The sequence below is a fragment of the Collinsella sp. LCP21S3_A9 genome (assembly GCF_052118785.1).
In the GTDB taxonomy this organism is placed as follows: Bacteria; Actinomycetota; Coriobacteriia; order Coriobacteriales; family Coriobacteriaceae; genus Collinsella.
On record NZ_JBQKGN010000009.1, the window covers coordinates 46286 to 71494 of the forward strand.

The 25209-nt window shown below is 57.4% G+C and carries 20 protein-coding genes; 11 read left to right on the plus strand and 9 right to left on the minus strand.

What is annotated here, in order from left to right; genetic code table 11:
- The first annotated feature begins 338 nt into the window (after window positions 1-338).
- The 3 genes from ACTQ05_RS05400 (at window position 339) to ACTQ05_RS05410 (ending at window position 3029) form a co-directional block, all read left to right on the plus strand.
- Window positions 339-1163 (plus strand): PfkB family carbohydrate kinase, encoded by an 825-nt coding sequence (locus ACTQ05_RS05400; protein WP_441048922.1) that lies wholly within the window; start codon window positions 339-341, stop codon window positions 1161-1163.
- Window positions 1156-1485: a TIGR04076 family protein gene (locus ACTQ05_RS05405; RefSeq protein ID WP_427747806.1), complete on the plus strand. Its 330-nt coding sequence runs from the start codon at window positions 1156-1158 to the stop codon at window positions 1483-1485. Before ACTQ05_RS05400 ends, ACTQ05_RS05405 begins: the two co-directional genes overlap by 8 nt.
- Window positions 1486-1667: 182 nt before the next feature.
- Window positions 1668-3029 carry an ATP-binding protein gene (locus tag ACTQ05_RS05410; protein ID WP_432317693.1) on the plus strand — a complete coding sequence of 454 codons (1362 nt, stop codon included), beginning with the start codon at window positions 1668-1670 and terminating at the stop codon, window positions 3027-3029.
- A 154-nt stretch (window positions 3030-3183) separates the two neighbouring features.
- Here ACTQ05_RS05410 and ACTQ05_RS05415 read toward each other — a convergent pair whose 3' ends face one another.
- The 6 genes from ACTQ05_RS05415 to ACTQ05_RS05440 form a co-directional block, all read right to left on the minus strand.
- On the minus strand, window positions 3184-3630 hold the full coding sequence (locus ACTQ05_RS05415) for a low molecular weight protein-tyrosine-phosphatase (protein WP_441538237.1): 447 nt from the start codon (window positions 3628-3630) through the stop codon (window positions 3184-3186).
- 165 nt (window positions 3631-3795) lie between these two features.
- Window positions 3796-4989, minus strand: coding sequence for a tyrosine-type recombinase/integrase (locus tag ACTQ05_RS05420; protein WP_441538239.1), 1194 nt, complete (start codon window positions 4987-4989; stop codon window positions 3796-3798).
- Window positions 4990-5071: 82 nt separating this feature from the next.
- Window positions 5072-6259 carry a Rep family protein gene (locus tag ACTQ05_RS05425; RefSeq protein ID WP_441538241.1) on the minus strand — a complete coding sequence of 396 codons (1188 nt, stop codon included), beginning with the start codon at window positions 6257-6259 and terminating at the stop codon, window positions 5072-5074.
- Window positions 6260-6430: 171 nt separating this feature from the next.
- Window positions 6431-7825 carry an FtsK/SpoIIIE domain-containing protein gene (locus ACTQ05_RS05430; RefSeq protein WP_441538243.1) on the minus strand — a complete coding sequence of 465 codons (1395 nt, stop codon included), beginning with the start codon at window positions 7823-7825 and terminating at the stop codon, window positions 6431-6433.
- Window positions 7826-7840: 15 nt separating this feature from the next.
- Window positions 7841-8197 (minus strand): hypothetical protein, encoded by a 357-nt coding sequence (locus tag ACTQ05_RS05435; RefSeq protein ID WP_204672427.1) that lies wholly within the window; start codon window positions 8195-8197, stop codon window positions 7841-7843.
- 38 nt (window positions 8198-8235) lie between these two features.
- Window positions 8236-8478: a hypothetical protein gene (locus ACTQ05_RS05440; protein ID WP_441538246.1), complete on the minus strand. Its 243-nt coding sequence runs from the start codon at window positions 8476-8478 to the stop codon at window positions 8236-8238.
- Window positions 8479-9107: 629 nt separating this feature from the next.
- Here ACTQ05_RS05440 and xerA point away from each other — a divergent pair.
- Window positions 9108-10676: a site-specific tyrosine recombinase/integron integrase gene (gene xerA, locus ACTQ05_RS05445; protein ID WP_441538270.1), complete on the plus strand. Its 1569-nt coding sequence runs from the start codon at window positions 9108-9110 to the stop codon at window positions 10674-10676.
- Window positions 10673-11143, plus strand: coding sequence for a restriction endonuclease subunit S (locus tag ACTQ05_RS05450; protein WP_441538248.1), 471 nt, complete (start codon window positions 10673-10675; stop codon window positions 11141-11143). Before xerA ends, ACTQ05_RS05450 begins: the two co-directional genes overlap by 4 nt.
- Here ACTQ05_RS05450 and ACTQ05_RS05455 read toward each other — a convergent pair.
- From ACTQ05_RS05455 to ACTQ05_RS05465, 3 genes are read right to left on the minus strand one after another with little or no spacing between them, the layout of a single operon-like run.
- Complete coding sequence (locus ACTQ05_RS05455; protein ID WP_441538249.1) at window positions 11109-12296, minus strand: restriction endonuclease subunit S; 1188 nt, start codon at window positions 12294-12296, stop codon at window positions 11109-11111. The genes ACTQ05_RS05450 and ACTQ05_RS05455 overlap by 35 nt on opposite strands.
- Window positions 12286-13797 (minus strand): N-6 DNA methylase, encoded by a 1512-nt coding sequence (locus tag ACTQ05_RS05460; RefSeq protein WP_441538251.1) that lies wholly within the window; start codon window positions 13795-13797, stop codon window positions 12286-12288. Before ACTQ05_RS05460 ends, ACTQ05_RS05455 begins: the two co-directional genes overlap by 11 nt.
- A gap of 9 nt (window positions 13798-13806) precedes the next feature.
- Window positions 13807-16890, minus strand: coding sequence for a type I restriction endonuclease subunit R (locus ACTQ05_RS05465; RefSeq protein ID WP_441538253.1), 3084 nt, complete (start codon window positions 16888-16890; stop codon window positions 13807-13809).
- Window positions 16891-17597: 707 nt separating this feature from the next.
- On the opposite strand from ACTQ05_RS05465, the gene ACTQ05_RS05470 reads away from it, so the two are divergent.
- From ACTQ05_RS05470 to ACTQ05_RS05495, 6 genes are all read left to right on the plus strand, one after another.
- Window positions 17598-18245 (plus strand): isopentenyl-diphosphate Delta-isomerase, encoded by a 648-nt coding sequence (locus ACTQ05_RS05470; protein WP_441063894.1) that lies wholly within the window; start codon window positions 17598-17600, stop codon window positions 18243-18245.
- A gap of 138 nt (window positions 18246-18383) precedes the next feature.
- Entirely contained in the window at window positions 18384-19700 is a 1317-nt protein-coding gene (locus tag ACTQ05_RS05475) for an ATP-binding protein (protein ID WP_441538255.1), read from the plus strand.
- A 125-nt stretch (window positions 19701-19825) separates the two neighbouring features.
- Window positions 19826-20692: a hypothetical protein gene (locus ACTQ05_RS05480; protein ID WP_154518349.1), complete on the plus strand. Its 867-nt coding sequence runs from the start codon at window positions 19826-19828 to the stop codon at window positions 20690-20692.
- A gap of 114 nt (window positions 20693-20806) precedes the next feature.
- Entirely contained in the window at window positions 20807-21700 is an 894-nt protein-coding gene (locus ACTQ05_RS05485) for an aldose 1-epimerase family protein (protein ID WP_441538257.1), read from the plus strand.
- 388 nt (window positions 21701-22088) lie between these two features.
- Window positions 22089-23156 carry a peptide chain release factor 1 gene (prfA, locus tag ACTQ05_RS05490; RefSeq protein WP_154518366.1) on the plus strand — a complete coding sequence of 356 codons (1068 nt, stop codon included), beginning with the start codon at window positions 22089-22091 and terminating at the stop codon, window positions 23154-23156.
- Between the two features lie 632 nt (window positions 23157-23788).
- Window positions 23789-25039 carry a N5-glutamine methyltransferase family protein gene (locus tag ACTQ05_RS05495; protein WP_441538259.1) on the plus strand — a complete coding sequence of 417 codons (1251 nt, stop codon included), beginning with the start codon at window positions 23789-23791 and terminating at the stop codon, window positions 25037-25039.
- Window positions 25040-25209: the final 170 nt, after the last annotated feature.

Consider the following 25209-nt stretch of genomic DNA (forward strand, 5'->3'; position numbering starts at 1 on the left):
CTTAAAAACTATGCCGGATTACGGGGCTGAATGACGGATTGCCGACCATGCCGAAATTGGTAAAAAGAAAACCGCAGGTAGAAGGTTCGCTATGATTTGAAAATAAGGGGTGTGGTTGGCTCATTCAGGTTCAGCCCCGTAATCCGGCATAGTTTTGAAATGGCACTGAATAAGTGGCGGCAAATGAGCCGCAATGAAGCAAGCTAGCCCCTCGTTTCCGAAACCTTTCCGCAACAATTTGCCCTTCGTGCCGCTCGACTCCGCTCGCAACGTCCCCTGCGCTACACTTAGTTGCACTGTGGCGCCGTTGCGCCGCGCCCGATCCAAGGGGGACACTCATGAAGAACACTCAGCTATTGCTGATCAACGATATGTGCGGCTACGGCAAGGTCGCGCTTTCCGCCATGCTGCCGGTGCTGTCGCACATGGGTTACCGTATCCACAATCTGCCGACGGCACTTGTGTCCGATACGCTCAACTATCCCAAGTTCTACATCCACGACACCACGGAGTACGTGCGTCAGAGTCTTGCCATCTGGGAAGAACTCGGCTTTGAGTTCGACGCCATCTCGACCGGCTTTATCGTGACCGAGGAAGAGACGCGCATCATCTCGGACTTTTGCCACCGCCGTGCGCAAAAGGGCACCAAGGTGTTCGTCGACCCCATCATGGGCGACAACGGCAAGCTCTATGCGGGCGTGCCCGAGTCCACGATTGGCCTTATGCGGCACCTGCTGGAGTGCGCAGACTACGCGGTGCCCAACTATACCGAGGCGTGCCTGCTTGCCGATAGGCCTATTGCCGAGCAAATTACGCCCGAAGAGGCCCGCGCCCTTGTGGACGCCGTGCGCGAGCTGGGTGCCAAGTCGGTGGTCATTACGAGCACCGTGGTCAATGGCACGAACGCGGTTATCGGTTACGACCATGTAGCGGGGGAGTACTTTACGATTCCCTTTGAGCTCATTCCGGTCTATTTCCCGGGCACGGGCGATACGTTCTCGGCAGTGCTCGTCGGCCGCGTTATGGCAGGTTGGAGTCTGCAGCGCGCGACGTCCGATGCCATGCGTGTGGTGGCCGAGCTTATCGAGCGCAATGCCGACCAAGAGGACAAGTCGGCCGGTCTTCCCATCGAGGCCTGCCTGGATGTGATTGACCATGAGTAATGCTGGCGAGGGCGGCATCAGGCCTGCGGGCGAGAACAAGCCACTCGGCGCGCCGCGGGGCAAGCGTCCGCGTATCCGAGTGAGCTGCGTGGACCAGTTGGGGACGTGTCGCTGCCACCATGGTCACAAGCCGGGCGACGTCTTCGACTTCGACCGCGATCGCGGCAAGATGTGCGCCATGGCCTGTCACGTTGGCTTTCCCTATATCGACATTCTGCGCTATGGCGGAACTGTGCCCGGCAACGAGCCCGGCACGGCAAAGTTCTGCTGCCCCGAGGTCGATACGCTGAACGTCTGGCTTGCCGAGATCGTCGACGAGTAGTTGAGCGCAATGTGGCAAAGGGACAGTCCATTTGCCACATTCGCCGGTGGTGCCCCTTCTTTTTGCTTATAATCTCAAATCTCTGCATTTCATCCGATTTTAGGTTCTAAAAATTCTGCGTTTCATCGATAATTAAGCGTATAAAACTTTGCATTTCATTTGATGACACTGAGGGGGAGCCTATGCTGCGCAGGAAAATAGCGGCAGAGCTGGAGCGTTGGCTGAAGTCTTCCGAGCAAAAGGCCTTGTTCATTACGGGTTCTCGCCAGATTGGCAAAAGCTATTCGATTCGCGCATTTGGCAAAGCCAACCATGCAACCTACATCGAGCTTAACCTCATGGAAAACCGCCAGGCAAAAGATGCTCTTCTCGAGGCGCGGGATGCCGATGATTTCATCAGCAGGGTGACGCTTCTTTCGGGAAAGTCGATTGCGCCGGGCAAAACGCTCGTGTTTATCGATGAGGTCCAAGAGGCCCCCGACATCATGACGATGGCAAAGTTCCTTGTTGAGGACGGGAGGTGCCGTTGGGCGTTTTCGGGGTCAATGCTCGGGACTCAGTTCAAGGGCGTCAGGTCCTATCCCGTGGGGTATGTCCACGAGCTTAGGATGTTCCCGCTCGATTTTGAGGAGTTTTGCTGGGCAATCGGGGTGAGCGAGGGGGCTCGCCAAACGATACGTGACGCGTGTATCAGCGAGAGGCCCATTCCTGATTACATTCATGACGCGATGATGGCAAACTTCAGGACCTATACCGTTGTCGGCGGAATGCCGGAGGTCGTGCAGCGTTTCCTTGACACGCAGGGCGACCTTGCCTCTGTTCGTCAGCTACAGTCAGAGCTCAATGAACAGTACCGGCGGGATATCTCCAAGTATGCAAGCGGGCGAGCCCTTCAGGTGCAGAGCATCTACGATCAGCTCCCTATTATGCTCGAGGGCGAAAACAAGCGCTTCGTGCTCAATTCCATTGACCCCAAGGCTCACTACGAGAAGTATCAGCGAGATTTTGTATGGCTTGTCGATGCCGGCGTTGCTCTCAAAGCCGATATCGTAACCGAGCCAAAATCGCCCCTGCTCAAGACGGCACGGCCATCGCAGTTCAAGCTCTATCAATCGGATACGGGCATGTTGATGGCGCGCTACCCCGTTGGAGTCGCCCAAGCGGCGTATCTTGATAGCAAGGAGCCCAATCTGGGCGGCATTTACGAAAACGTGGTGGCCCAGCAGCTGGCTGCCCAAAATCGCCAGCTTTACTACTATCAGACAAAAAAGCGCGGTGAAGTGGACTTTGTGGTCGATGGACCGGATGGGACGGCTGTTCCGATCGAGGTTAAATCGGGCTCCTATTACCACGCGCACGCAGCGCTCGGTCATGTGCTTGATACGGCTGAATATGGCGTAAGGCTCGGGATTGTTTTCTCGAGAGGCAACGTTGAGCGCAACGGAGCAGTTCTCTATTTGCCGCTATATGCGACCTGGGCCCTTTCGGATGTTTTGGGCGACTCCTGCGCCGAGGGGATAAAGCTGGAGGTCAAGCCGGTCTAGGGCTAGTCCCTTTGTCACATTCATGAGCGTGGGTTTTCTCCCGTTTAGAGCGCACTTGAACGCTCAAAGTGGGAGAAAACCCACGCTCATTTTTCATGTGGAAGATTATCCGCGCTTGTTTCGCGCCGAAGGCGTGGCCCGCGACCTCGCTTGCCTACAGCTGCTCGAGCATGGCCGTGCAGCCGGCGAGCACATCGCGGTACGTGGCATCGAAATTGCCGGTGTACCAGGGATCGGCCACGTCGCCGGGCCGCTCGGTCCAATCGAGCAAGCGCGTAATCTTGCCGTCGGGGTCGTCGCCAAAGATGCGACGCAGGCCACGCGCGTTCTCGTCGTCCATATAGACAATGTGGTCCCAGTCGCCATACTCCGCGCGACGCACCTGGCGTGCGCGGTGGGCGACGACGGGAATCCCGACTTCGCGCAGCTTGGCAACGGTGCCGTGGTGTGGCGGGTTGCCAAGCTCCTCGGTCGAGGTCGCGGCGGAATCGATGACAAACTCCACCTCGCGCCTAGCGCGGCGCACGAGCTCGGTAAACACCGACTCGGCCATCGTCGAGCGGCAGATGTTGCCGTGGCAGACGAAGAGGATTCTATGCATCGTCCCAAACCCTTTCATATATGAGCAAAAGTGCAGATAACAGCATATATCCTACTTCGACTTCCGATACTCCGTAAAACGCGTCCTCTCATATACGAACCGGTTTTTTCATCCCGATGCGGTGTAGGAAATGGTGTAAAACCGAGCTCCGTACACCACGCATGTTTAGGCGGATAGCCGGTTCATCTCCTCGCGAGCCTCCTCGAAGCCAAGATGCGTGTACGTGTTGAGCGTCACCCCGATCTCGCTGTGGCCCATCACGTACTGGAGCACCTTGGGATTCATCCCGGCGCGAGCCTGGTTGCTGCAGAACGTATGACGGCAGACATGAGGTGTCACCTTGGGGATCTCCTCCTTGTAGATCGAGTTGAACTTGGCGACGATGCGCTGGAAGTAGTGCTCCCAATGCAAGGCGACCAAGGGCATACCGTTCTTGTCCAAGTACAGAAAGCCGCTAATACCGTCGACTTCGGGCTCGCTTTCCGGCGCGGGCCTCTGCGTGATGACCTTGCGAAAGCACTCGGCAACCTCATCGGACATCGGGACGAACCGGATGCCCTTCTCGGTCTTCGGCTCCTGGATCACGTAGCGCATGTCGCTCGTTCTCTGTAGCTGCCGCTCGACCCGAATGCGTCGCGCCCCGAAGTCGATATCGGCAATTGTCAGGCCGCAGAACTCGGATATCCTCAACCCGGTTTTGAACAGGATGAAGATGCCCTCGTAATAACGCGAGTAGTGACGGTCGGCCTTGACGAACTCAAGGAACCTGCGCTCTTGTTTCCGCGTCAGCGCTTCCCGTGTCACCGAATCGTTCACCACGACCGCGGCCAGCTCAAAGTCGAAGGGGTTCTTTCGAATCCAGTCGTTTTCGACGGCCATTCGAAAGGCGGGGCGAAGGACGCCCCGAATCGAATGGATGCTGCTGTAGCCGCGACCATCCACGGTTTGAAGACGCGCGAGCCACGCCTTGGCCTCCGCAAACGTCACCTTGTCGATGCGACGAGACCCAAAAGGGTCTTTACGCAGGACGTTGAGCACCGTTTTGTAGCCGGCGCGGGTGCTGCTCCGCACCCCGGCTCGCAGAGACGTATACGCTTCCGCAAGGCTGAGAACCGTAAGGTTGTTTCCATTGGGAACGACCTGGTTGAGCATATCGAATTCGATCTGCTTCTCTTGGGCTCGAAGCGATGTGCCCCGCTTCTTGCCCTTGGGAGCGAAGTCCTTATCGGTAAGCGTCCAGCTGTAGACAGCGTGTCTTTTGCCGTTGGAGTCGGTGTACCTGTACATGTATCTGCCGTCAGCGCGCTGGCTCTCTCCGGGCCTCAAGATGCGATTCTTGCTGTCTCTTCTTTCGGCCATGTGAGCCTCCTTTCTCTATGAAGGGAGCCTCGCAAACGATGGGCCCATTCTACCGTAGCGAGGCGGTTGAAATGCCAGGTTCCTAACCCAGCAGCGATTCGTAGAGCTGTTCGCTGTTGCGGTTTGGGGGTTGAGCGCCGCGCCCGAAGCTGGAAAACGGGTTCGGGCGCTCGGAACCCTTGACGGGCCAATAGCTACCCAGCTTTGCGTCAAAGCGTGATTCGCAAATCTCCTTCTGCTGCATCTCGACCACGAGACCCAGACGGCGCTCAAGCTGTCCGAAGCCGTCGACCACGTCATAGCTGCGCAGGGAGCGCATGCCGCCGACCTGCTCGCTGTAAAACTGCAGGGGGTCGTAGGGGCTGGTGACGATGATGAGCTCGACTGCAAGCGCCTTATCGAAATAGCGAGCGGGAGCCATGACCTCATGTTCCAGCGCATGCGGATCCGTGATGCGAAGGAGGTCGGCGTACCCGATAGACTTCGGTCGCAGCTCATCGAGGATGACGGTGTGCTGCCCCGTATATCCCTGGAAGATGTCGCGCGTGGAGCCGGACACGAAGTAGCCTGTGCCATGTTCTTCCGCATACTTCTTTGCAAGCGACGTCTTCCCTGCGCCGGGTGGGCCGAAGATCCAGATGGTGGTGATCTCCCTGCCCTCTTCGAGCATCCGCTTTCGCCATTCCGCCGCCTGCACCTGAAGCCTGCGGGCGTATACATCATCGATCTGCTTCCGCGCGCGGGCGTATTCCGAACCCGAGAGTTGCGAGATAAGCGCTTCCCTGTCGATGGAGCCGTCAAGAAGCGCGTCGAGGAGCACCTTGATGTTCGAATGACTGGTGGAGCGGATGACGTCGGCCTCGATGCTCTCCATCTCCTTGACGTAGTCGAAGTTCGCACGGACGGCATCGAGTGGGTATTGAAACTTTCCTCGTGCGCCAGCGGTCCGGTGACAGAGGTAGGAGAAGCCGTTCTTTTCCGCGGTCTTCCCCGTCCAGACTTCGATGCTCTGCGGCTTATCGCCCAAGAGCTTCGCGACGTTTGAGGGGGAGCGCGGGTTGCTGAACGACATCATCACATGGACGTGGTCTGCAACAGGCGAGCCGTTGTCCTTCATGTCATGGTCGTGGATGATGCCCGCATAGCGCCTCGGGCCGAGCCTGCTCTCGACGGCCTCGTAGAGGGAATCGACGTCGCTGAAGGGCAAATGCGATAGCTGCTGCGTATACATGAGGGTGCGGCTCTTCGGTATTGAGGTGCGCTTTGGCATTGTTCCGGCACTCCTTTCATAATCGAGGGCTTTGCGGGGTGGTTTTGGCACCTCTTATCGGGTGCCGTGGGCCATAACAAGCCCGGCCCACGGCATAAATGAATAGAAACGACTGGATGGAACAAAGAACGTGCTCCCCGCCTCGCTACGCTCGGCGGGGAGCATTGGCGGTTACGAGTAGTACAGATTCAGGAGACGGCCCATTTCCCCATACACGGGAAAGCGCATCACCGGAAAGTGAACGAAGGAAACGCGGTCGTGGATGCCGTCCGTGCTTGAGAACCAGGCGTCACCCGGGCCATACGTGCGAGCAGGCATGTCCTTCACCTTCTCGGCGTCCCACATGAGGCGGGCCTCGGGGAGCGTCGGTCTGAACAGCACCTTCGTGCTCATCGCGCTTCGGAGCATGGCGGGCAAGCCGCCGCTTTCGACAGACGCCTCCGCGATGCTGATGATCACGTAGCAACCCGCGCTCGCCCCCATCGTCACGATGCGCTTGACTAGGTTGTCGAACGTCGCAAGGCAGTAGTCTGGGTCATCCTTGGACGCACGCGGCGGGAATATCGTCCGAGCGCTGACGTACTCATCGATGAAGAGCAGGGAGACATGGAGGCCTGCGTCCCACCACTTGACGGCGTCGCCCCGTTCTCGAGCCAGCGTGTTGAGGTATGCCTGCCGCTCTGTCACGGAATCGGCGAAGTCGCGGAGAGCGTCGAGGACGGCGCGCCCGCCCCCGTCTGCGTCGAGCGTTACCACATGGGGAAGCTGCGAAAGCTCCGCCCTCTTCGGGTCGATGATCGTTACGCGGGAACCATGGTCATCGGGCCCGGCATGAAGGGCTTGGAGAAGGAGCGCGATGATGCCCGTGGTCTTCCCGCTCCTTGTCTTGCCTGCGACCAGCATGGACCCAGACGTCGAGAGATCGATGGAAGCGCCCCTTTGGACGACGAGGATGTGAGGTCTGCCGGAGCGAAGGTCTTCCACGCTATCGCAATACAAGCTTCGGTCGATGGTCACGTCCTCAACGGTGAATGTTACAGAGTTGAATGCCACGTCGATGTCCGTCTGGGTAACGGCGAGACCCTCGAAGCGGCTGGAAAGGCTCGCGCTGATGCTCGACGAGATATTCGAGATGTCTTCAACCCGTGAAGCAGCGATCCCGACAACGATCTCATATGATCCTAGTTCCGTCCTCCTGCAGCGAACGGACGGCAGTCGCTCGCCTTCCTTGAGGTGAAGCGGGTTACCCATTGAGTAGTCGAAGAGCCCCCTGCGTACCATGATCCGCATTCGCTGGGCGTCGGTCGCTTTCCAGCAGATGATAAGCGCGAGCACAGCAGTCAGGAACGCGGATGCAAGGAGAGCGGCCCCAACGTTCCGGAAAGCAGAGCTGATTTCGATGAGCGCTCTGGGATCATCAAGCAAGTTGGGAGGAATGGATTCTAGGGCAAGCGCAAGCCCCTGCGCCCCAAGTCCCGACAGGAAAAGGGCGACCCCCAGCGCCGCTAGCTGGACGCTGGGGGCCGCGAATGCGAGGCGGGGCGCGTCTTTGCTGAAGTACAGCATGCCGCACCGCCTGCCTTACCCGTTCTGGCTCTTGGTGCGAAGGACCTTGATATCCGCGCACTTGACCGAGAGCTGGTTGCGGTAATCGCCGTAGATGGTGGCGACCGCGTCCACCGGCTCGATGATGGCCTCGGTGGGAACCTCAACATCCTTTTTCACCTTGAAGGTGAGCTTCTCGAAGCGGTTGCTTACAGACTCGCCCTCCTTCTGGACGTACGCAGTGTCGTCACGGTAGATTACGACCTCGACCTTGGTCCCAAGGTGCTCGCCCGTGTTGTAGTCCTTCCACTCGGACTGACCCGTGCAAAGATAGAGCTTGCCCTTAGAAAATGCCTCGAAATCGAAAACGTTGAACTGCGAAAGCTTCTTCATGAGAAGCCTCCTTTCCATTGGAGTTGCTACATGTGCGATTAGACGTCCATTAACGCTGAGTGGAGATACCCTGCTTCATCGAAGCCGCGAACCCTGAGCTTGAGCGGGCCGATTTGAAGCTCCAAATCGTCCTGTGTGCTGCCGCTAAGGTATCGCTCAACACGGGCAGTGGTGCTCCCGAGCAGATGGCAATCCTTGCGCAGGGCATCATATGCGCCTTCTTCAAGAAGGATGGTGCCCATATCACGGATGTCGAAGTAGTAATCGATGCACTTATCCACGCAACTCACCTCCTTTCAAGTTCTTCTTTGAACCGATCGGAGGATTGGCGACGAAGGACAGATCATTCCGTCGCATTGCCTTGATTTAATCCGGGATAATCACTCTGTCAGCGCCTAGGCGCATCTCGCACCGGAAACGGTCAATGGACAATGTCTGCAGAGGAACTTACAGATTGCAATTTCCTTTGCTGCTGCCACTATACCCTAATAAAAGACCAGGTAGAAGGCATCTTTTGTCTTTTGGGAGAACGCAAGGACTTCCCCTCGTTTATGAGAAGATTCCCTCCGTCTGATTGTGAACAAAATGTGAAATGGATAAGTTGGAGAGCCCTCTATAAGGTGGCGGATTTATTTAATCGGCGCTCTTTGCCAATTAGTCGCTGTAACTCGGGACCGTATTGGATTGAATGCCTGGAGGCATCAAGGTTAAGCAACACACAATCAATCAGATGAATCGAGATGCTGTGCGCCTCTCGTTTCGTCTCAACCTTCTCTCGGAGAAGACCAGGAATCTCAAAATCCAATATCGTTCAGATCTGGCATCTCTATTGCTCTGAGCGGCAAATGATTATTTACTTGAGTTGGCTACCGCTCTTTTTGAGCATGCGCTAGACAAATCCCACACAGAGGTGTCACTCGGCGATATTGTCGACCTGGAAGACTCAAAACGTATTCCACTGAATAGTCGAGATCGAGCGCAGCGCAAAGGTCCATATCCCTATTACGGTGCGACTGCCATCATGGATTACGTGGACGATTATCTGTTTGATGGGATTCGCATACTACTAGGAGAAGATGGAACCGTTATCAGCGACGACGGCAAACCTATTCTTCAGTATGTATGGGGCAAGTACTGGGTAAACAACCATGCCCACATTCTCAAGGCTTCCTCAATCTATTCACTCGAGGCGATATACATTGCGCTCTCCAGGACAGCTATCAAACACATTGTCACCGGCGCTGTACAGATGAAGATTAGCCAGAGGAATCTGAAGAACTTGCGGCTTACAATGCCTAGCCCAGATGAGATCTACAATTTGAACGACTTGTTTGAGATGTATCGTCAAAACGTTGAAGAAAACAAAGCGCTCGAGGCGCTAAGAGACTCCATACTTCCCAAACTCATGTCCGGCGAAATAGACGTCTCGCAAGTCGAAGTGCCTATGCAGCCAAATAATCATTTTTCTCGTCCAGCTTGTAACTTCGAGAAAATGATTCCATCGCCTCCGAAGAAGGGAATTCAGATGGAATCAGCAATCAACAACATCATGAAGCGGATGAGAACAGTCCTCTCAAGTAGCCAGCTACAACGACTTGTCGGAGTACTACGAGAAGAGCTCAACCCAATGCCGAAGGACGATTCCGAGCTGCTATCCCTCTTCATCACAGCAAAGAAAGTTGAAGGTTGCTCTCCACGCACAATTTCATACTACGAAAGCACGATAGCGGCCATGTCGGCGACAGTGGCAAAGCCATACGTACTAATCGAGAGCGACGACCTGCGCCGGTACCTCAATGAATATGAGCGCAGCAGAGGGGCTAGTAAAGTCACTATAGATAACATCCGTCGCATTCTCTCAAGCTTTTTCTCTTGGCTGGAAGACGAAGATTACATTGTTAAGAGTCCTGTCAGAAGGATAAAACGGGTGAAAACAGCAACAAGAGCGAAAGAGATTCTACAGGACGAGGATTTAGAGAACATTCGCGACGCATGCTCTTCTATACGTGATCTTGCGCTGGTCGATTTGCTCGCCACCACCGGCATGCGTGTTGGGGAGCTTGTTGGGCTCAACGTAGCCGACGTCAACCTTCAAGAGCGAGAGTGCATTGTCACTGGTAAAGGGAATAAGCAGCGGCCAGTTTACTTTGATGCCAGAGCAAAACTTCATCTGCAAGCTTATCTTGATAGCAGAAAAGACGATTGTCCTGCCTTGTTTGTGTCCCTTTGCGGAAGAGCCTCGAGATTGAGCATAGGGACAGTCGAGGCACGTCTAAGAGAGCTCGGCAAACGTAGCGGAGTCGAACGCGTATACCCCCACAAGTTCCGCAGGACGCTCGCTACACACGCAATTGATAAGGGCATGCCCATTGAACAAGTGCAAAAGCTTCTCGGGCATGCGAGAATAGACACCACCATGCATTACGCGATGGTGAACCAGAACAACGTGAAAGCATCACATAGAAGGTACTTGGAATGATTTCATATCAGCTGAACGAAGTGTGCTCTCGGATAAAAAGTGGAAAAGGAATATCTGCTTCAAGGATAAAACAGACCGGCGAGTTTCCCGTTATAGGGGGAAACGGCATTCGAGGATATACAAGTACCTTCAACTTTGAAGGCGAATGTGCGGTCGTAGGAAGACAAGGAGCTGCTTGTGGCAACGTGCGCTACTTTTCGGGGAAAGCGTACATGACAGAGCACGCCGTCGTTGTTCAGGCAAATAGCAATCACAATACGAGATATCTTGCCTACCTTCTATCAATAATGAATCTTGGACGACTTTCAGCTCAATCTGCCCAGCCAGGCCTGTCAGTCAGGATGTTGGCTAGGCAGATTGTCGAACTTCCCAGTCTTTCCGTGCAGAATCGATCCGCTAAGCTATTGGGCGATCTCGATAAAAAGATTAGTCTCAACCAGCGCACAAATGATTATTTAGCGGCGTAAGGTCGACCTTCGAGACGTCGATTTCGCCAGACATGAGCTTGGGCAGAAGTACGTCACGAAGCTCGCCAAGCTTGCGCGCCTCAACCTTGAGCCCAATCATTTGATCAACAACAGGCTGCATTTGTTCAGTCAGCTTGCCCAAGACATCTGCAGGTGGGATTAACACCTCAGCTTCGGCCAATGCAGAGCGCTTGATATGGCCCATTGTCGTTGCTCGATCTTTTGCCAGGGCGATGAACTTGCGCATGTGGTATTTGGTCCACATATAGACAAACCAACTCGGATACCTCTCCGATGTCACCTTGAAAAGATGCTGATTGAGACCTGCGTCTCCACCGGCCCAGAAATCGAGCAAGAGTGTTCCCGACCAGGAGAATACGAGGTCACCGTCGTAAATACGAACAGACTCATCGATATCGCTGCGGCACCTTTCGGCATCGGATTCACAGGAGCCCTGACCAAGTTCCTTGATTTTCAGGACCGGCAAGCCTGGGTCATTGCCCTCTGGGCGGAACTTCTGCATTGCGAGACCGTTTTTATAGTTTGCAATATCAAGTAGAGTTGCTTCTTCCCAGCCATCGACATCTTCGAGCGCCTTGGTAAATAGCGCGTCGAGCAGCTTAGCTAAATAATCATTTAGACGATTGTTGAGTTCAACTTTGTCATCAAGCCGGGAAAGAACCTCTGCTACGGAGCGTTGAACCGGCATGGGTGGCAAGTCAATCTCAAGTGCCTTTATCGTCTTGGCGCTAAGGTTCTGCTGGGCTCCACCGTTTGCAAGATTGGCTAATTTGGAATAGTTGTATTGAAGCCAATAGTAGACAAATCGATAATCTGCGGCGCTCTCGTTAACTTCAAGATTGCAGCAAGCCTGGTTGGTTGTGAGCGGAATTTTAACAATAGCCGCTTTTCCGGCTGTTGCCCCATACATAGCGATAGATATCGAGTTTTTTGAAATCCATTTTGCTGAAGAGTTTGCCAGCCCAGCCTCAGTAATGTACGAATTGGTGTGGCGAATCCGATTGAAATTAATCTCGCCCGTATTGAGCCAAGGGATCTTTCCGTTCTCATAGTATTCGGCAACACCGCTTTTCGGTGTTCCTCCAGAGCAAATCTTCGTGCAGATATCCGCGATTTTGACCCTAGAGCTCATATCCGATCGCCTCCAGATTCTTCTTGATCTGCTCCTGCAGGCGGTTGGAATCTTCGAAGCACTTGGCGATCTCACCGGTCAGCCGCGCCATCTTCTCCTCGAAGGGTTCGCCGTCGTCCTCGGCATCGGGAATACCAACGTAGCGACCGGGCGTAATGATGTAGTCCTGCTTCTTGATGTCCTCGATGGAGGCAATGGCGGAGAAACCCTTCTCCTCTTCGAGCGTTCCCTTGCGGAACGCGTCGAACGCCCCGGCGACCTTGGCGATGTCCTCCTCGGTGAACTCGCGGAGCTTGCGTGACACCATGGTGCCCATGTTACGGGCGTCGATGAACAAGGTCTTTCCGGGCTGGACCTTCTTCTTGGTGATGATCCACAGGCTCACCGGGATACCCGTGCTGTAGAAGAGCTTATCGGGCATGGCGATGATGCCCTCGATCAGGTCTGCCTCAATGAGTCGTGCCCTGATCTCGCCCTCGTTGTTCGTCTGGCTGGAGAGCGAGCCGTTGGCGAGTACCATGCCCATGCGGCCGGTACGGTTGAGGTGGTGCACCATGTGCTGGACCCAAGCGAAGTTCGCGTTGCCCTCGGGCGGGACGCCATATTCCCAGCGCGGGTCCTCCTTGAGCTTGTCGCCGCCCCAGTCAGAGAGGTTGAAGGGCGGGTTGGCGAGGATGAAGTCGAACTTCTCCGTGCGGTGCAGGTCGTTGAAGAACGTGTCGGCGTTCTGCTTGCCCAGGTCCGCATCGATGCCCCTGATGGCAAGGTTCATGGTTGCCATCTTCCACGTGGTGGGGTTGCTCTCCTGGCCGTAGATCGACAGGTCGTCGATGTTGCCCTGGTGGCGCTTCACGAATTCCGCCGACTGAACGAACATGCCGCCCGAACCACAGCAGGGATCGTAGACGCGACCATGGTAGGGCTCGATGACCTCGACGAGCGTCCTGACAACGCAGGCGGGCGTGTAGAACTCGCCCGCATTCTTGCCCTCTGCCTCCGCGAACTTGGAGAGGCAGTACTCGTAGGTGCGTCCCAGGATGTCGCGCGTGTCGCCCTTCTCTGCCATCTGCACGTTGGTGAAGAGGTCCACGACCTCGCCCAGGCGGCGCTTGTCCAGCTCCTGGCGGGCGAAGTTCTTGGGGAGGATGTTCTTGAGCTTGTCGTTCTCCGCCTCGATCTGGCGCATGGCCTCGTCGATGACCTTGCCCACCTCGGGGGTGTGCGCGGCGGCGGCGATGGTTTTCCAGCGGGCGCTTTCCGGCACGAAGAAGATGTTCTCCGCCGTATACTCGTCGCGATCCTCCTCGAAGCCCTCTCCCTCGTCGACAAGCTCCTGGTGGCGCTGGTCGAACTTGTCGGAGATGTACTTGAGGAAGATGAGACCGAGCACGACGTTCTTGTACTCGGAGGCATCGATATTGCCGCGCAGCTTGTCGGCAGCGCTCCAGATCTGTTGCTCGAAGCCGATCTCGGCGGTGTTATCCTTCTTCTTGCGTGCCATACGCAGCTCCTATTCGTAGATCTTCGTGTCGGCCCAGAGCTCGCACTGCTCCATGACCGTCTCCATGGCGTCGTCGACGCCCTCGGGCGGGTACTTGTACTTGCGCAGGAGGCGCTTGATCGCGCGGCGCATGCCCGCACGGGCGCTCTCCTTCTTCTGCCAGTCTATCGTGGCGCTCCTCTGCAGGGTCTCGGTGAGCTCCCGTGTGATGGACACGAGCTGGTCGTTGTCGTAGAAGTCCTTGACCGCCTCGGGCTTGGTTATGGCGTCGTAGAAGGCCATCTCCTCGTCGTTCAGTCCGAGCTTCTCGGCGTCGGTCCTGTCCCTCATCATGTCCTTGGCCATCTTGACGAGCTCCTCGATGACTTCGGCGTTGGTGAGCATGCCGTTGAGGTAGGAGTTGAGCGTGCCCTGGAGCATGTCGCTGAACTTCTGGGCCTTGACCACGCTCGTGCGCTGGTAGGCCCGCACGCGCTCCTTGATGAGGCGCTTCAGGCTCTCGACGGCGACGTTCTTCTCCTTCATGTTGGTGACCTCGGCGAGGAACGCCTCGTCGAAGAGGGAGATCTCGACGTCCTGGTTGTCGAAGAGGTTGAGAACCCCGTCCGCATGGACGGTCTGTTGCAGGATCTCGGTCACCTGCTTGTTGAACTCCGCGTAGGTCATGCCTCCCGAACCCCCGGATTTGCGCCCCGTGAGCCTCAGCACCTGGACGCGCAGGACCGAGAGGTACGCCGCCTCGTGCTGGTCCTCGTGCGAGACCAGGCTCTTGCACAGGCTGAGGGCCTGGTTCATGAGTTGGCACTGCTTGAGGAACTCCTCTGTGTCGTCCTGCCGCTTGAGTTCGAGCAGCCAGTCGACGCCCTCCGCGATGGCGCTCGCGAGCTCGGCCTTCTTGTCTGTGAAGATGAGCTTGCGGTAGTCGAAGCCGTACATGAGGTCGCGGCACACGTCGAGCTTCTCCAGGAACTTTGGGTAGGCCGTCGCGGCGACGTCCATGTTGCCGTAGTTTGACTGGTCGCGGTTGGTATAGTCCTTCATGGCTTGCTTGAGGGCGCGGGCGATGCCGATGTAGTCGACGACCAGACCGCCCTCCTTGCCTCGGCAGACGCGGTTCACACGGGCTATGGCCTGCATGAGGTTATAGCCCTTCATGGGCTTGAAGACGTACATGGTGGACAGACTCGGCACATCGAAGCCGGTGAGCCACATGTCCACGACGATGGCGATCTTGAGCGGGTCGTCATCGTTCTTGAAGCGCTGCTCCATGTCCTTCTTGTGCTTGGAGCCGCCGCAGACCTCGAACCACTCCTCGGGGTCCTGGTTGGACATCGTCATCACGACGCCGACCTTGTCCTTCCAGCCGGGGCGCAGCTCCATGATTCGCTTGTAGATCTTCATCGCGATGGGGCGGCTGTACGCCACGATGAGCGCCTTGCCTGCCAGCACGTCGGCGCGGTTCTCCTCGTAGTGCTCGACGATGTCTCTGCACAGAGCATCGATGGTCTCCGGAGTATCGAAGATGGCGTCCAGCCCGCCCAGGTCGTGCTTGGACTTTTGCACGGTCGCCTCGTCGGCTTGGTTGGCGAACTCGCGGTACGCGTCATCGATGCGCCCGAGCGCGTTCTCGTCGAGGTGGAGCGCCACCACGCGGCTCTCGTAGTAGACGGGCTTCGTCGACTCGTCCTCGACCGACTGGGTCATGTCATAGACGTCGATGTAGTCGCCGAATATCTCTCTGGTGTTACGGTCCTCCAGCGCGATGGGTGTGCCGGTGAACCCGATGTAGGAGGCGTTGGGAAGCGCCTTGCGTACCACGCGGGCAGCGCCCACGCTGACCTTGCCGGAGGCGTCCATCCTCTCGGTGAGGCCGTACTGGCCGCGATGGGCCTCGTCGACCATTACGATGACGTTGCTGCGGTCGCACAGGGGCTCATCGCCGTCGGTAAACTTCTGCATGGTGGTGAAGATGATGCCGTTTGCCTCGCGCCCCTCAAGCAGGTCCTTAAGGTCCTTGCGGCTCTCCGCCTGGACCGGTGTCTGGCGGAGGAACGCGGAGCAGCGCCCGAACTGGCCGTAGAGCTGGTCGTCGAGGTCGTTGCGGTCCGTGATGACCACGATGGTCGGACTGTCGAGCCTGCTCTGGAGCAGGTGTGCGAAGAAGACCATGGAGAGAGACTTGCCGGAACCCTGTGTGTGCCAGAACACGCCGATCTTACCGTCGCCCTCGACGGCCTTCGTGGCCCGCTCGATGGCCTTGCGCACGCCGAAGTACTGGTGATAGGCGGCGAGGATCTTGACAATCCTGTCGTTGGAGTCGTTGAAGCACACGAAGTTGCGGACTATGTCGAGCAGCCGCTCCTTGGGAAGCATGCCGTCGAGCATCGTCTTCCACGTCGCGGCCTTGGTCTCGGAGTAGTCCCCGTCCACGGATTTCCAGGCCACGAAGCGGTCCTCGTCCGCCGTGATGGTGCCCACCCGTGTCTCGGACATGTCACTCATGACGCAGAAGACGTTGGGGACGAACATGCCGGGGATCTGGCGCATGTACTGACGGAGCTGCTTGTAGGCGTCAGACGCATCCGTCTCCTCGCGCGATGGTGACTTGAGTTCGAACATGACGAGTGGCATGCCGTTGACGAACACGATGACGTCAGGACGCTTCTCGGAGTACTCGACGAACGTCCACTGGTTTACGACATGGAAGTCGTTGTTGCCGGGGTCGTCGAAGTCAAGCAGGCGAACGATCTCGTCCCGGTCCTGCTCGCCGTCGAAGTAGCGCACCTCGACGCCCGACTGGAGATAGTCGTTGAAGGTCTCGTTGCGCTGCTCCAACGTACCGCCCTCGACGTTCGAAATCTTGAGGATGGCCTCATCGATTGCGGCGGAGGGGAGCCCCTTGTTGATTCGCGCCAGAGCGTCGGGCAATACGTCGGGCAGGAACACATCACGGTAGTCATCTGAGGAGCGGCGGACGTCCGGCCCATAAAGATGCTCGTATCCGAGGTTGTCGACGAGGTGTTCGACGACAACCTGCTCGAACCAGTCTTCATTGATTCGCGATGAGTCGTATTCTATGTAAGCGTGCTTCATGCTGGTACCTTAGGTGGCTTCATCATGTCGTCAACGACGATTAACAGGTATTATTCTATCACCGGTCATTTTGGTGAACTGGACAGAGCCCTTGCGGCTGAAGACGGGCCGAATGGTCGATGGATTCCGTAGAAGATGAGAACTCATTAACAGCGCCATTTGATGAAGAGAGGGGCCGAGAATTCCATCTCTCGGCCCCTCTATCGTTTGCGAAACTCCCCGTGGTGTAAAACTGGAGTACGGAATCTTTCAAGCTGTCAATAAGCCCTCATTTGTCAGGCGTTCTAGCTCCTGGGGCAGATGTTGCCGTGGCAGATAAACAGTACGCGTTGCATAGGGCGATACCTTTCATATAGAAGGCTGCTAAAGAGTCGAAGCCGGGCGCATGCCAAGTTTTATTTCTTGGCCAGTTTGAAGTAGCGCTCAAATATCAATTCGAAAACGTAATAGAACATCAATCGGCTGTCGAGGTCCATGCTGCCCAAGCGGATTTCTTTTTGCACGGTGTAGATGGGGTAGTCGGCTAGTTTCGAGAGGGAATTTCGAGAAAAGCAAGTGCGTGAAGCATGACACCGAGAACAGGCACATGAGCAGCGCCAAGCTAATGTGACAAAGAGGCAGTCCCTTTGTCGCAGGCTGCGCTTGCCTGTATAGTCGCAATACAGGCGAAGATGGTCTCAGGTACATCGCGGGCGACAGGGGACCCCATGGGTGTGCACACGACAAAGATTGCAGTGGGCGAGGGCAAGTTTGCGCTCATGGCCCAGCTGACGGTGACGCCGCGAGGTATGGCGGTGTACGCCTGCTCGCCGGAGTTCGCGCACCTGGGCGCCACGGCACAGGCCATTCCGCGTCCCGAGCCCGGCCGCATCGAGGCCCATGCCGGCGAGGGTATTCTGCATCAGGCATTTCTGACGCTTCTGGTAGAGGGCCGGGGCGAAGACGCGCGCCTGCTGCTCTGTCGCCGCAGTCCGCTCAAGCGCCTGTGGGGCGGGGTGCTGGCCGATAGCTGCGCCGGCCATCCGCTTCCCGGGGAAGACGTCGCGGCCGCCACGGCGCGCCGCATTAACGAAGAGCTTGGCATTACGCGCGAGCCCGATCAGCTCGAGCACCTCGGACACGTGGTGTACCGCGAGGACCACGGCGACGGTCGCTGCGAGTGCGAATGGTGTGAGGTCTACCTTGCCCATGTTGAGCCGGGCGAGCTGCATATCAACCAAGAGGAGATTTCGGAGGTGCGCCGCGTGGCCCCGTCCGAGCTCGACGGCTACCTGCAGGGTCACCCCGAGCAGCTGGCCCCTTGGCTCCGCGAGGCCCTCGAGGCCCCCTCCATTCGCGCTGCCCTCGCGATGTGACAAAGGGGCAGTCCGTTTGTCACATTCCATGCCTTATAAACTTGCAAATTCTGCAAGTTTCTAAGGTAACATCTTATAAACTTGCAAAAAATGCAAGTTTATAAGATTTCATGTCTGGTCGGGCGCTAGGGAGACTCTATGGATATCGTTCGCCGAAGCCGTTATCTTGATCGACTCATTGCTTTTCAGGATACCGACCTCATCAAAATCGTGACGGGCATACGCCGTTGTGGCAAATCAACGTTATTGGACATGATGAGGGACTATCTGGCGCAACAGGGGGTGCCAGCCGAGCGTTTGCTGACCTTTAAGATGGAATCTCTAGAGTACGCGGGAATTACGGATTATCTGACGTTTTATCGTATGGTTCGGGAGCGCATCGACGGCATCGATCATCCCTACCTGTTCTTTGACGAGCTCCAGAATGTCGAAGGTTGGGAAAAGGCGGTCAACTCGCTCCGAGTGGATTTGCCGTGCGATATCTATGTCACGGGCTCCAATGCCTTTTTGCTATCGAGCGAGCTCGCAACGCTTATCTCGGGCCGATATGTCGAGGTCAAGATGCAGCCTCTCACGTTTGGCGAATATCTTGATTTTCGCTCGATTGATGCGGTCGCCGCTGAAGGGCTTGGTGAGAGGGTCGAACTTGTTTCCAAGACGGGCGATCGCCTTAATTCAAATACCGTGCTTGAGCAGTACATAACCTATGGCGGCATGCCGTTTCTGGCCCATGATGAGCCGAGACGTGAGCTGTGTCGCGACTATATCCGTAGCCTCTACCAGACGATCGTCGCGCGCGATATCCTGTCGCGTGTGACGCGTAGGGGTCGCGGAGCTATCACCAAGCGCGATGTTCTCGAGCGGCTCTGTGCGTATCTGGCAGACAACATCTCCAACCAAACCTCGGTCAACAAAATCGTAGGGACGCTCAACGAATCAGCGGGCGGTAAGACCAACGCATCGACGGTGTCGGCATATATTGACGCTCTGGAAGAGACGTACCTGTTTACCAAAGTAAAAAGGTATGACATCAAGGGGCGGAAGCTTCTTAAGACAGGCGGTAAATATTACATAGCTGATACGGGAATTCGCAGCTATCTTGACGGATATAGAGGTAGCGATAGCGGAAGGATGCTCGAGAACGTCATCTACAACCAGCTTGTCTTTGAAGGATACGAAGTGTTTTGCGGCCATCTACGCGCAGGGGAAATCGACTTTGTCGCAATCGGCGAGGGATCAGACCGCAAATATATCCAGGTTACCGAACGGATCGATGCCGAGGCGACGAGGGAACGCGAGCTGCGACCGCTCAAGCTAAGCACGCTAGGAAAAATTCCTGATTCGTATGAGAAGATCCTGATTGTCAGGGATGGCGACCATCCAACGGACATCGATGGCATCAGAATCGTGGGGGCAGTCGACTTCTTGTTGAGAAATAAGATTACCCGCGGCTAAACGTAAACAGATCCGTTTCGATGCGACAAAGGAGCAGTCCTTTTCGCATTCCGTGCGAGCCCTCGTGCCGTCTGGGGGTATAAGGCTAGCAAGTGTTTATTTGCGAGGCCTAAGGGGCGCCCCGTATGGATATCGATAACTTTGAATGGTGGTATAGCGAGGGCGAGGTTCCGGACGAGGAGTGGGACGAGCCCGCGCCGCATGACGTGTCGAGCGACGAGGACGAGAGCGGCGACGATGCCGTCGAGACGGACGCCGCTTCCGACTCGGCCGAACCCCTAACCTTTGAACAGGCCTGGGCCCAGGCTGAGGCCGACGAGGCAAAGGCCGACGCCACGGCCACACTGGGTGAGCCGGCCGACATGTCCATCTCGCCGGCAAGGACCCCGCAGCCGCGTCACACTATCGACCCCGACAGCACGGCATCCTTCAGCATTCTCGACGTGCCCGCGCAAGGCGCTCAGGCGCCTGCGCCCACGCATCGCCCCGATCTGGCTCGCGAGGAAGGCGCGGGCCGGCGCTCTCCGCTCGGCCCCATCCTCATCGCCTTCATGGCCGGCGTTATCGCCTGCTCGGCAATCGGCAGCGTTTGGAGCCATGTTGAGCAGCAGCGCCAAGACGCCGCCAAGGTCGAGATCTCCGTCGAACAATCGCTCAGCCGTACGCGCTCGGTGCATGTGTCGGTCGAGGTCAAGGACGGCGCGACGTGGGATACCGCGCGCGGCGACAGCCAGATGCTCATCCATATCGTAGGCCGCACGCTCAAGGGACAAGCGATCGACGAGCACCAATACGTCAATTCCGAAGGTGACGGTATCGAGCTCAAGCCCGGCGACTACGAACTTACGGTCGATGAGCCACCTGTCGCCACCGACGGCACGCGTTTTCGTGCCTCGAAAAGAATGGTTCCCGCGAGCTTTAACTCGCGGGCGCCCGATACGGTCGACACCACCTCGCAGGGCGGGTTTGACCTTTACGTGGATACCCAGTAGGCGCTCGCCGCCCATTTCCGCTATGGCTACTCAATAATCGCCTGCCGTCCCGTTCCGCCGCCAAGAGTGGGACAATAGTCCTCGACACTATTGTTTACTTTTGGAGGAAGTAGCATGTCTACCGTCACTACCATCAGGCGCGGCGGCCTCACCGCGGCCATCGATTCCATGGGCGCCCAGCTCACGAGCCTTGCCCTCAACGGCAACGAGTATCTGTGGCAGGGCGATCCCGCTTTTTGGGGCAAGCATGCGCCCATCCTGTTCCCCATTGTGGGCTCGCTGCGCAACAACACGGCGACGTCTGCGGCCGGCAGCTGCGAGATGGCGCGCCACGGCATCGCGCGTATCGTGGAGCACAAGATCGTCGAGGTGTCGGAGGACGGTTCGTCCGTCACCTACGAGATTACCGATACGCCCGAGTCGCTCAAGGCCTTCCCGTTCCACTTTAAGCTCAACATGACCTATGCCCTGACTGGCGACGCCACTCTTACGCAGACCTTTGCCGTCACCAACACCGGCGACGTGGACCTGCCGTTTTCGGTGGGCGGCCACCCCGCATTTAACGTGCCCGTTCCCGGTGCCGAGGACGAGGCGTTCGAGGATTACGAGCTGGCGTTTACCGAGGCTTGGACTAACGAGGCGCCCATCATCACACCCGATGGCCTTATGACGTTCGAGGGAAGCTACAAGGCTCCCGATAACTCGGACGTGCTGCCCATCACACACCGTAGCTTCGACAACGACGCCATTATGTTCACCGATACCCCGGGCTCCACGCTCACGCTGCGCAGTCGCAAGTCGGGCCACGGCGTCAAGATTGACTTTGAGGGCTTTAAGTACATTGGCGTGTGGTCTGCCGCCAACGACGCCCCGTTCGTGGCGCTCGAGCCTTGGACCGGACATACCACCATGGACACCGAGGACGACGTCTTCGAGCACAAGGTCAACACCATCACCTTGGCTCCCGGCGCCACCGACAAGCGCGCCTTCGAGGTTACGCTGCTCTAGAGGTTCCGCCGTTCTAACGAACGGCGGACCGGTCGACGCTGCGCGCCACCCAGAGCGACAATTTGTCATTCAAAAGGCAAGGCATGACCAGAAGGTCTATGCCTTGCCTTTTTCATGCCAACCTGTTCGCTCTGGGTGGCGCTCGCTGGCATTGCCGAATCATCGACGTCCCCAACGACTACGTCCACTCATTCCGTGCGGGTTATATGCAGGTTTGCCTGCGCACGCTATCATATATGGGTTAGACCGCAACTATGTACCCTATACGCGAAGGGATGCGCATGTATCTGAAAATCGACATGTTCTAGCTGGGCTTACCCCGCAACGGCGCCATGCGCCCCATCAATTCCGCCGATTTTCACCTTCACGCATATAAAGGAGTTCCGCCATGCGCGACAAGCTCGAAAAGATCATCAAGGCCTACGAGGAGCTCGAGAAGAAGCTTTCCGACCCGGCCGTCGCCTCCGACATCAAGGAGTTCACGCGTCTCAACAAGGAGTACGCGCACCAGTCCGACCTCATTGCCGCTGCGCGCGAGTACATCGGCGCGCTCGACGACATCGAGGCTGCCAAAGAAATGCTCCGTGACACTACCGATGCCGACGAGAAGGAGATGCTCCAGATGGACATCTCCGAGAACGAGGACAAGCTTCCCCAGCTCGAGGAAGACATCAAGTACATGCTCATCCCGAGTGACCCCAATGACGACAAGAACACCATCGTCGAGATCCGCTCCGCCGCAGGTGGCGACGAGGCGGCCATTTTCGCCGGTGACCTGTACAAGATGTACCAACGCTTCTGCGAGTCGCGTGGCTGGAAGACCACCGTGCTCGACTCCAGCCCCAGCGAGGCCGGCGGTTTTAAGTCCATCGAGTTCAAGGTCGAGGGCGACCGAGTCTACTCCGTCATGAAGTTCGAGTCCGGCGTGCACCGTGTCCAGCGCGTTCCCAAGACCGAGTCCCAGGGCCGCATCCAGACCTCCACGGCAACTGTCGCCGTGCTTCCCGAGGCCGAGGAGATCGACGTTCAGATCAACCAGTCCGACCTGCGCATCGATACCTACTGCGCCTCCGGTCCTGGCGGTCAGTGCGTTAACACCACCTACTCCGCCGTGCGCATTACCCACCTGCCCACCAATACCGTGGTGCAGTCGCAGGAGCAGCGTTCCCAGATTCAAAACCGCGAGGTCTGCATGCAGATGCTGCGTGCCCGTCTGTACGAGATGGAACTCGAGAAGCAGCAGGCCGAGCTCGGAGCCGAGCGCCAGAGCCAGATTGGCCACGGAAACCGTTCCGAGAAGATCCGTACTTACAACCAGCCCCAGGACCGCGTGACCGACCACCGTATCGGTTTCAACTCCACCTACAACGGCGTCCTTCTGGGCGACCAACTCGGTGCCGTCATCGAGGCGCTTGCCGCCGCCGAGCGTGCCGAGAAGCTGGCACAGGCCGTGTAGTAGGTTCCGCCGTTCTACCGAACGGCGGACCGGCCGACGCTGCGCGCCGCCCAGGGCGACAATTTGTCATTCAAAAGGCAAGGCATGACCAGAAGGTCTATGCCTTGCCTTTTGAATGACAAATTGTTCGCCCTGGACGTCGCTCGCTGTCCGTCCTCTACCTGCGGCGGGTAGTCATTGGGGACTTATGCTCAACCTGCGGCGCCTCAGAGGTAGTCATTGGGGACGTTCTTAAATGACTAGGTTGGGTAAATTACTTTTCGAGTTTATTTAATCTACTTTGTTGGAAATTAAGCTGCCTACCTGCTCAAAGTAATTAACAGCCTTCATCTGCAATTGAAAATATTGCTCGAAAAATCGTCCAAGAAGTCGCGGGGCCCTTTTTGGTGCGTCGCACGTCAAGTGATTTGGCAAGTTCTTGGTTAGATATTGGTCAGTTTTGGGGCAACCTTGCCAAAAGCTTGACGAATGCAAATCTAGACGTCGGCGAATGAACACTTTGAGCGAGCCCGGTGCAAAATTCTGGGCTGATTCTCGATAATCGCTTCCAATCGTCTCTCGCCGCGTGCCGCCCTCGCGTACAATCTGCTCCGACATTCGCGCGCCGCCCGGCGCTTAAGAGGGGAGGACCCATGGCAAACGAGATCTGGACCATCAGGCGTTGTCTCGAGTGGACCAAGGAGTACCTAGCCGAGCGCGGCGAAGAGCACCCCCGTCTTTCTGCCGAGTGGCTGTTGTGCGCAGCCACGGGCCTAGCGCGCATCGACTTATATATGCGTATGGACGACACGCTCGATGCAGCGCAGCTCGAGACCATGCACGCGGCGGTTGTCCGTCGCGCCAAGGGTGAGCCGCTGCAGTACATCACCGGCAGCACGCAGTTCCGCATGATCGACGTCGCGTGCGCCCCCGGCGTGCTCATTCCACGTCCCGAGACCGAGATGCTCGTCGAGGAAGTCCTCAATTATCTGGATGCCGAGGTTCTGAGCCCCGAGGCTGTCACCCGCCAGCGCGTAGAGTTGCCATGGAACGACGAGGTCGAGCAGGCGCGTAAAGCCGAAGTCGCATTGGCTGACGAACGCGCGACTGCCGAGCGCCGTGCCGCCAACCTCACGGCTGCCGATGAGGCGGCGTTGGGCGGAGACGTGCTGGGCAGCCGAGCTTATGCCGAGGAGCTGGCCGATCGTGAGGCCGAGGAAGCCGCCGCGCAGGCAGCTGAGGCCGAGACCGCGGAAGTCGCTGAGCCCGAGCTCGACGAATACGGCATTGCCATCGAAGGCGTCGAACAAGAGACGGCCCCAGTGCAGGATGCCGCCGCGTCTGTGCCTGCCGACCCCCGCATTGCCCGCGTTCTCGAGGTCGGCTGCGGCACGGGCTGCATTTCGCTCTCCCTTGCTTGGGAGCGTCGCGGCCATGTCGCCTGCACCGCTACCGATATCGAGCCGCGCGCCATCGACCTGGCCACCAAAAACCGCGATGCACTCGGGCTTACGTCCGATGAGGTCGCCTTCAGCCTCACGAACCTGGTGAGCTCTATCCCCCGCGAGGAGTGGGGCACCTTCGACGTGCTCGTTTCCAACCCGCCTTATATCCCGACTGACGTCATGCGCTCGCTGCCGCACGAGGTCAAGGACTTTGAGCCCGATTTGGCGCTCGAGGGCGGCGCCGATGGCCTTGATATCTTCCGCCGCCTGCTCAATGCGGCGCCCTATATGCTGCGCGCCGGCGGCCTGTTTGCCTGCGAGCTCTATGAGGGCGCCCTCGACGCCGCGGCCGAGCTCTGCCGCCAGGCGGGTCTTTCGGACGTACGCATCGTCCGTGACCTCACCGATCGTCCCCGCATCGTTCGAGCTATCGTCACCGAGCCCAAGCAACGTCAGTAAAGTACGAAGCGTATTGGTGGCGCGGTGGCGGGAGCGCTGCGCCGGAAATGTAAAGAGGCTTGTCACGGCTCAATTACCCCTCACTTTCACCGACTGCTATAGCCGCTCACCAAACCAACATGCGCTGTGGACAAATAGGTTAAACGTTTCGTGCGAGAATGCCCCTCAGT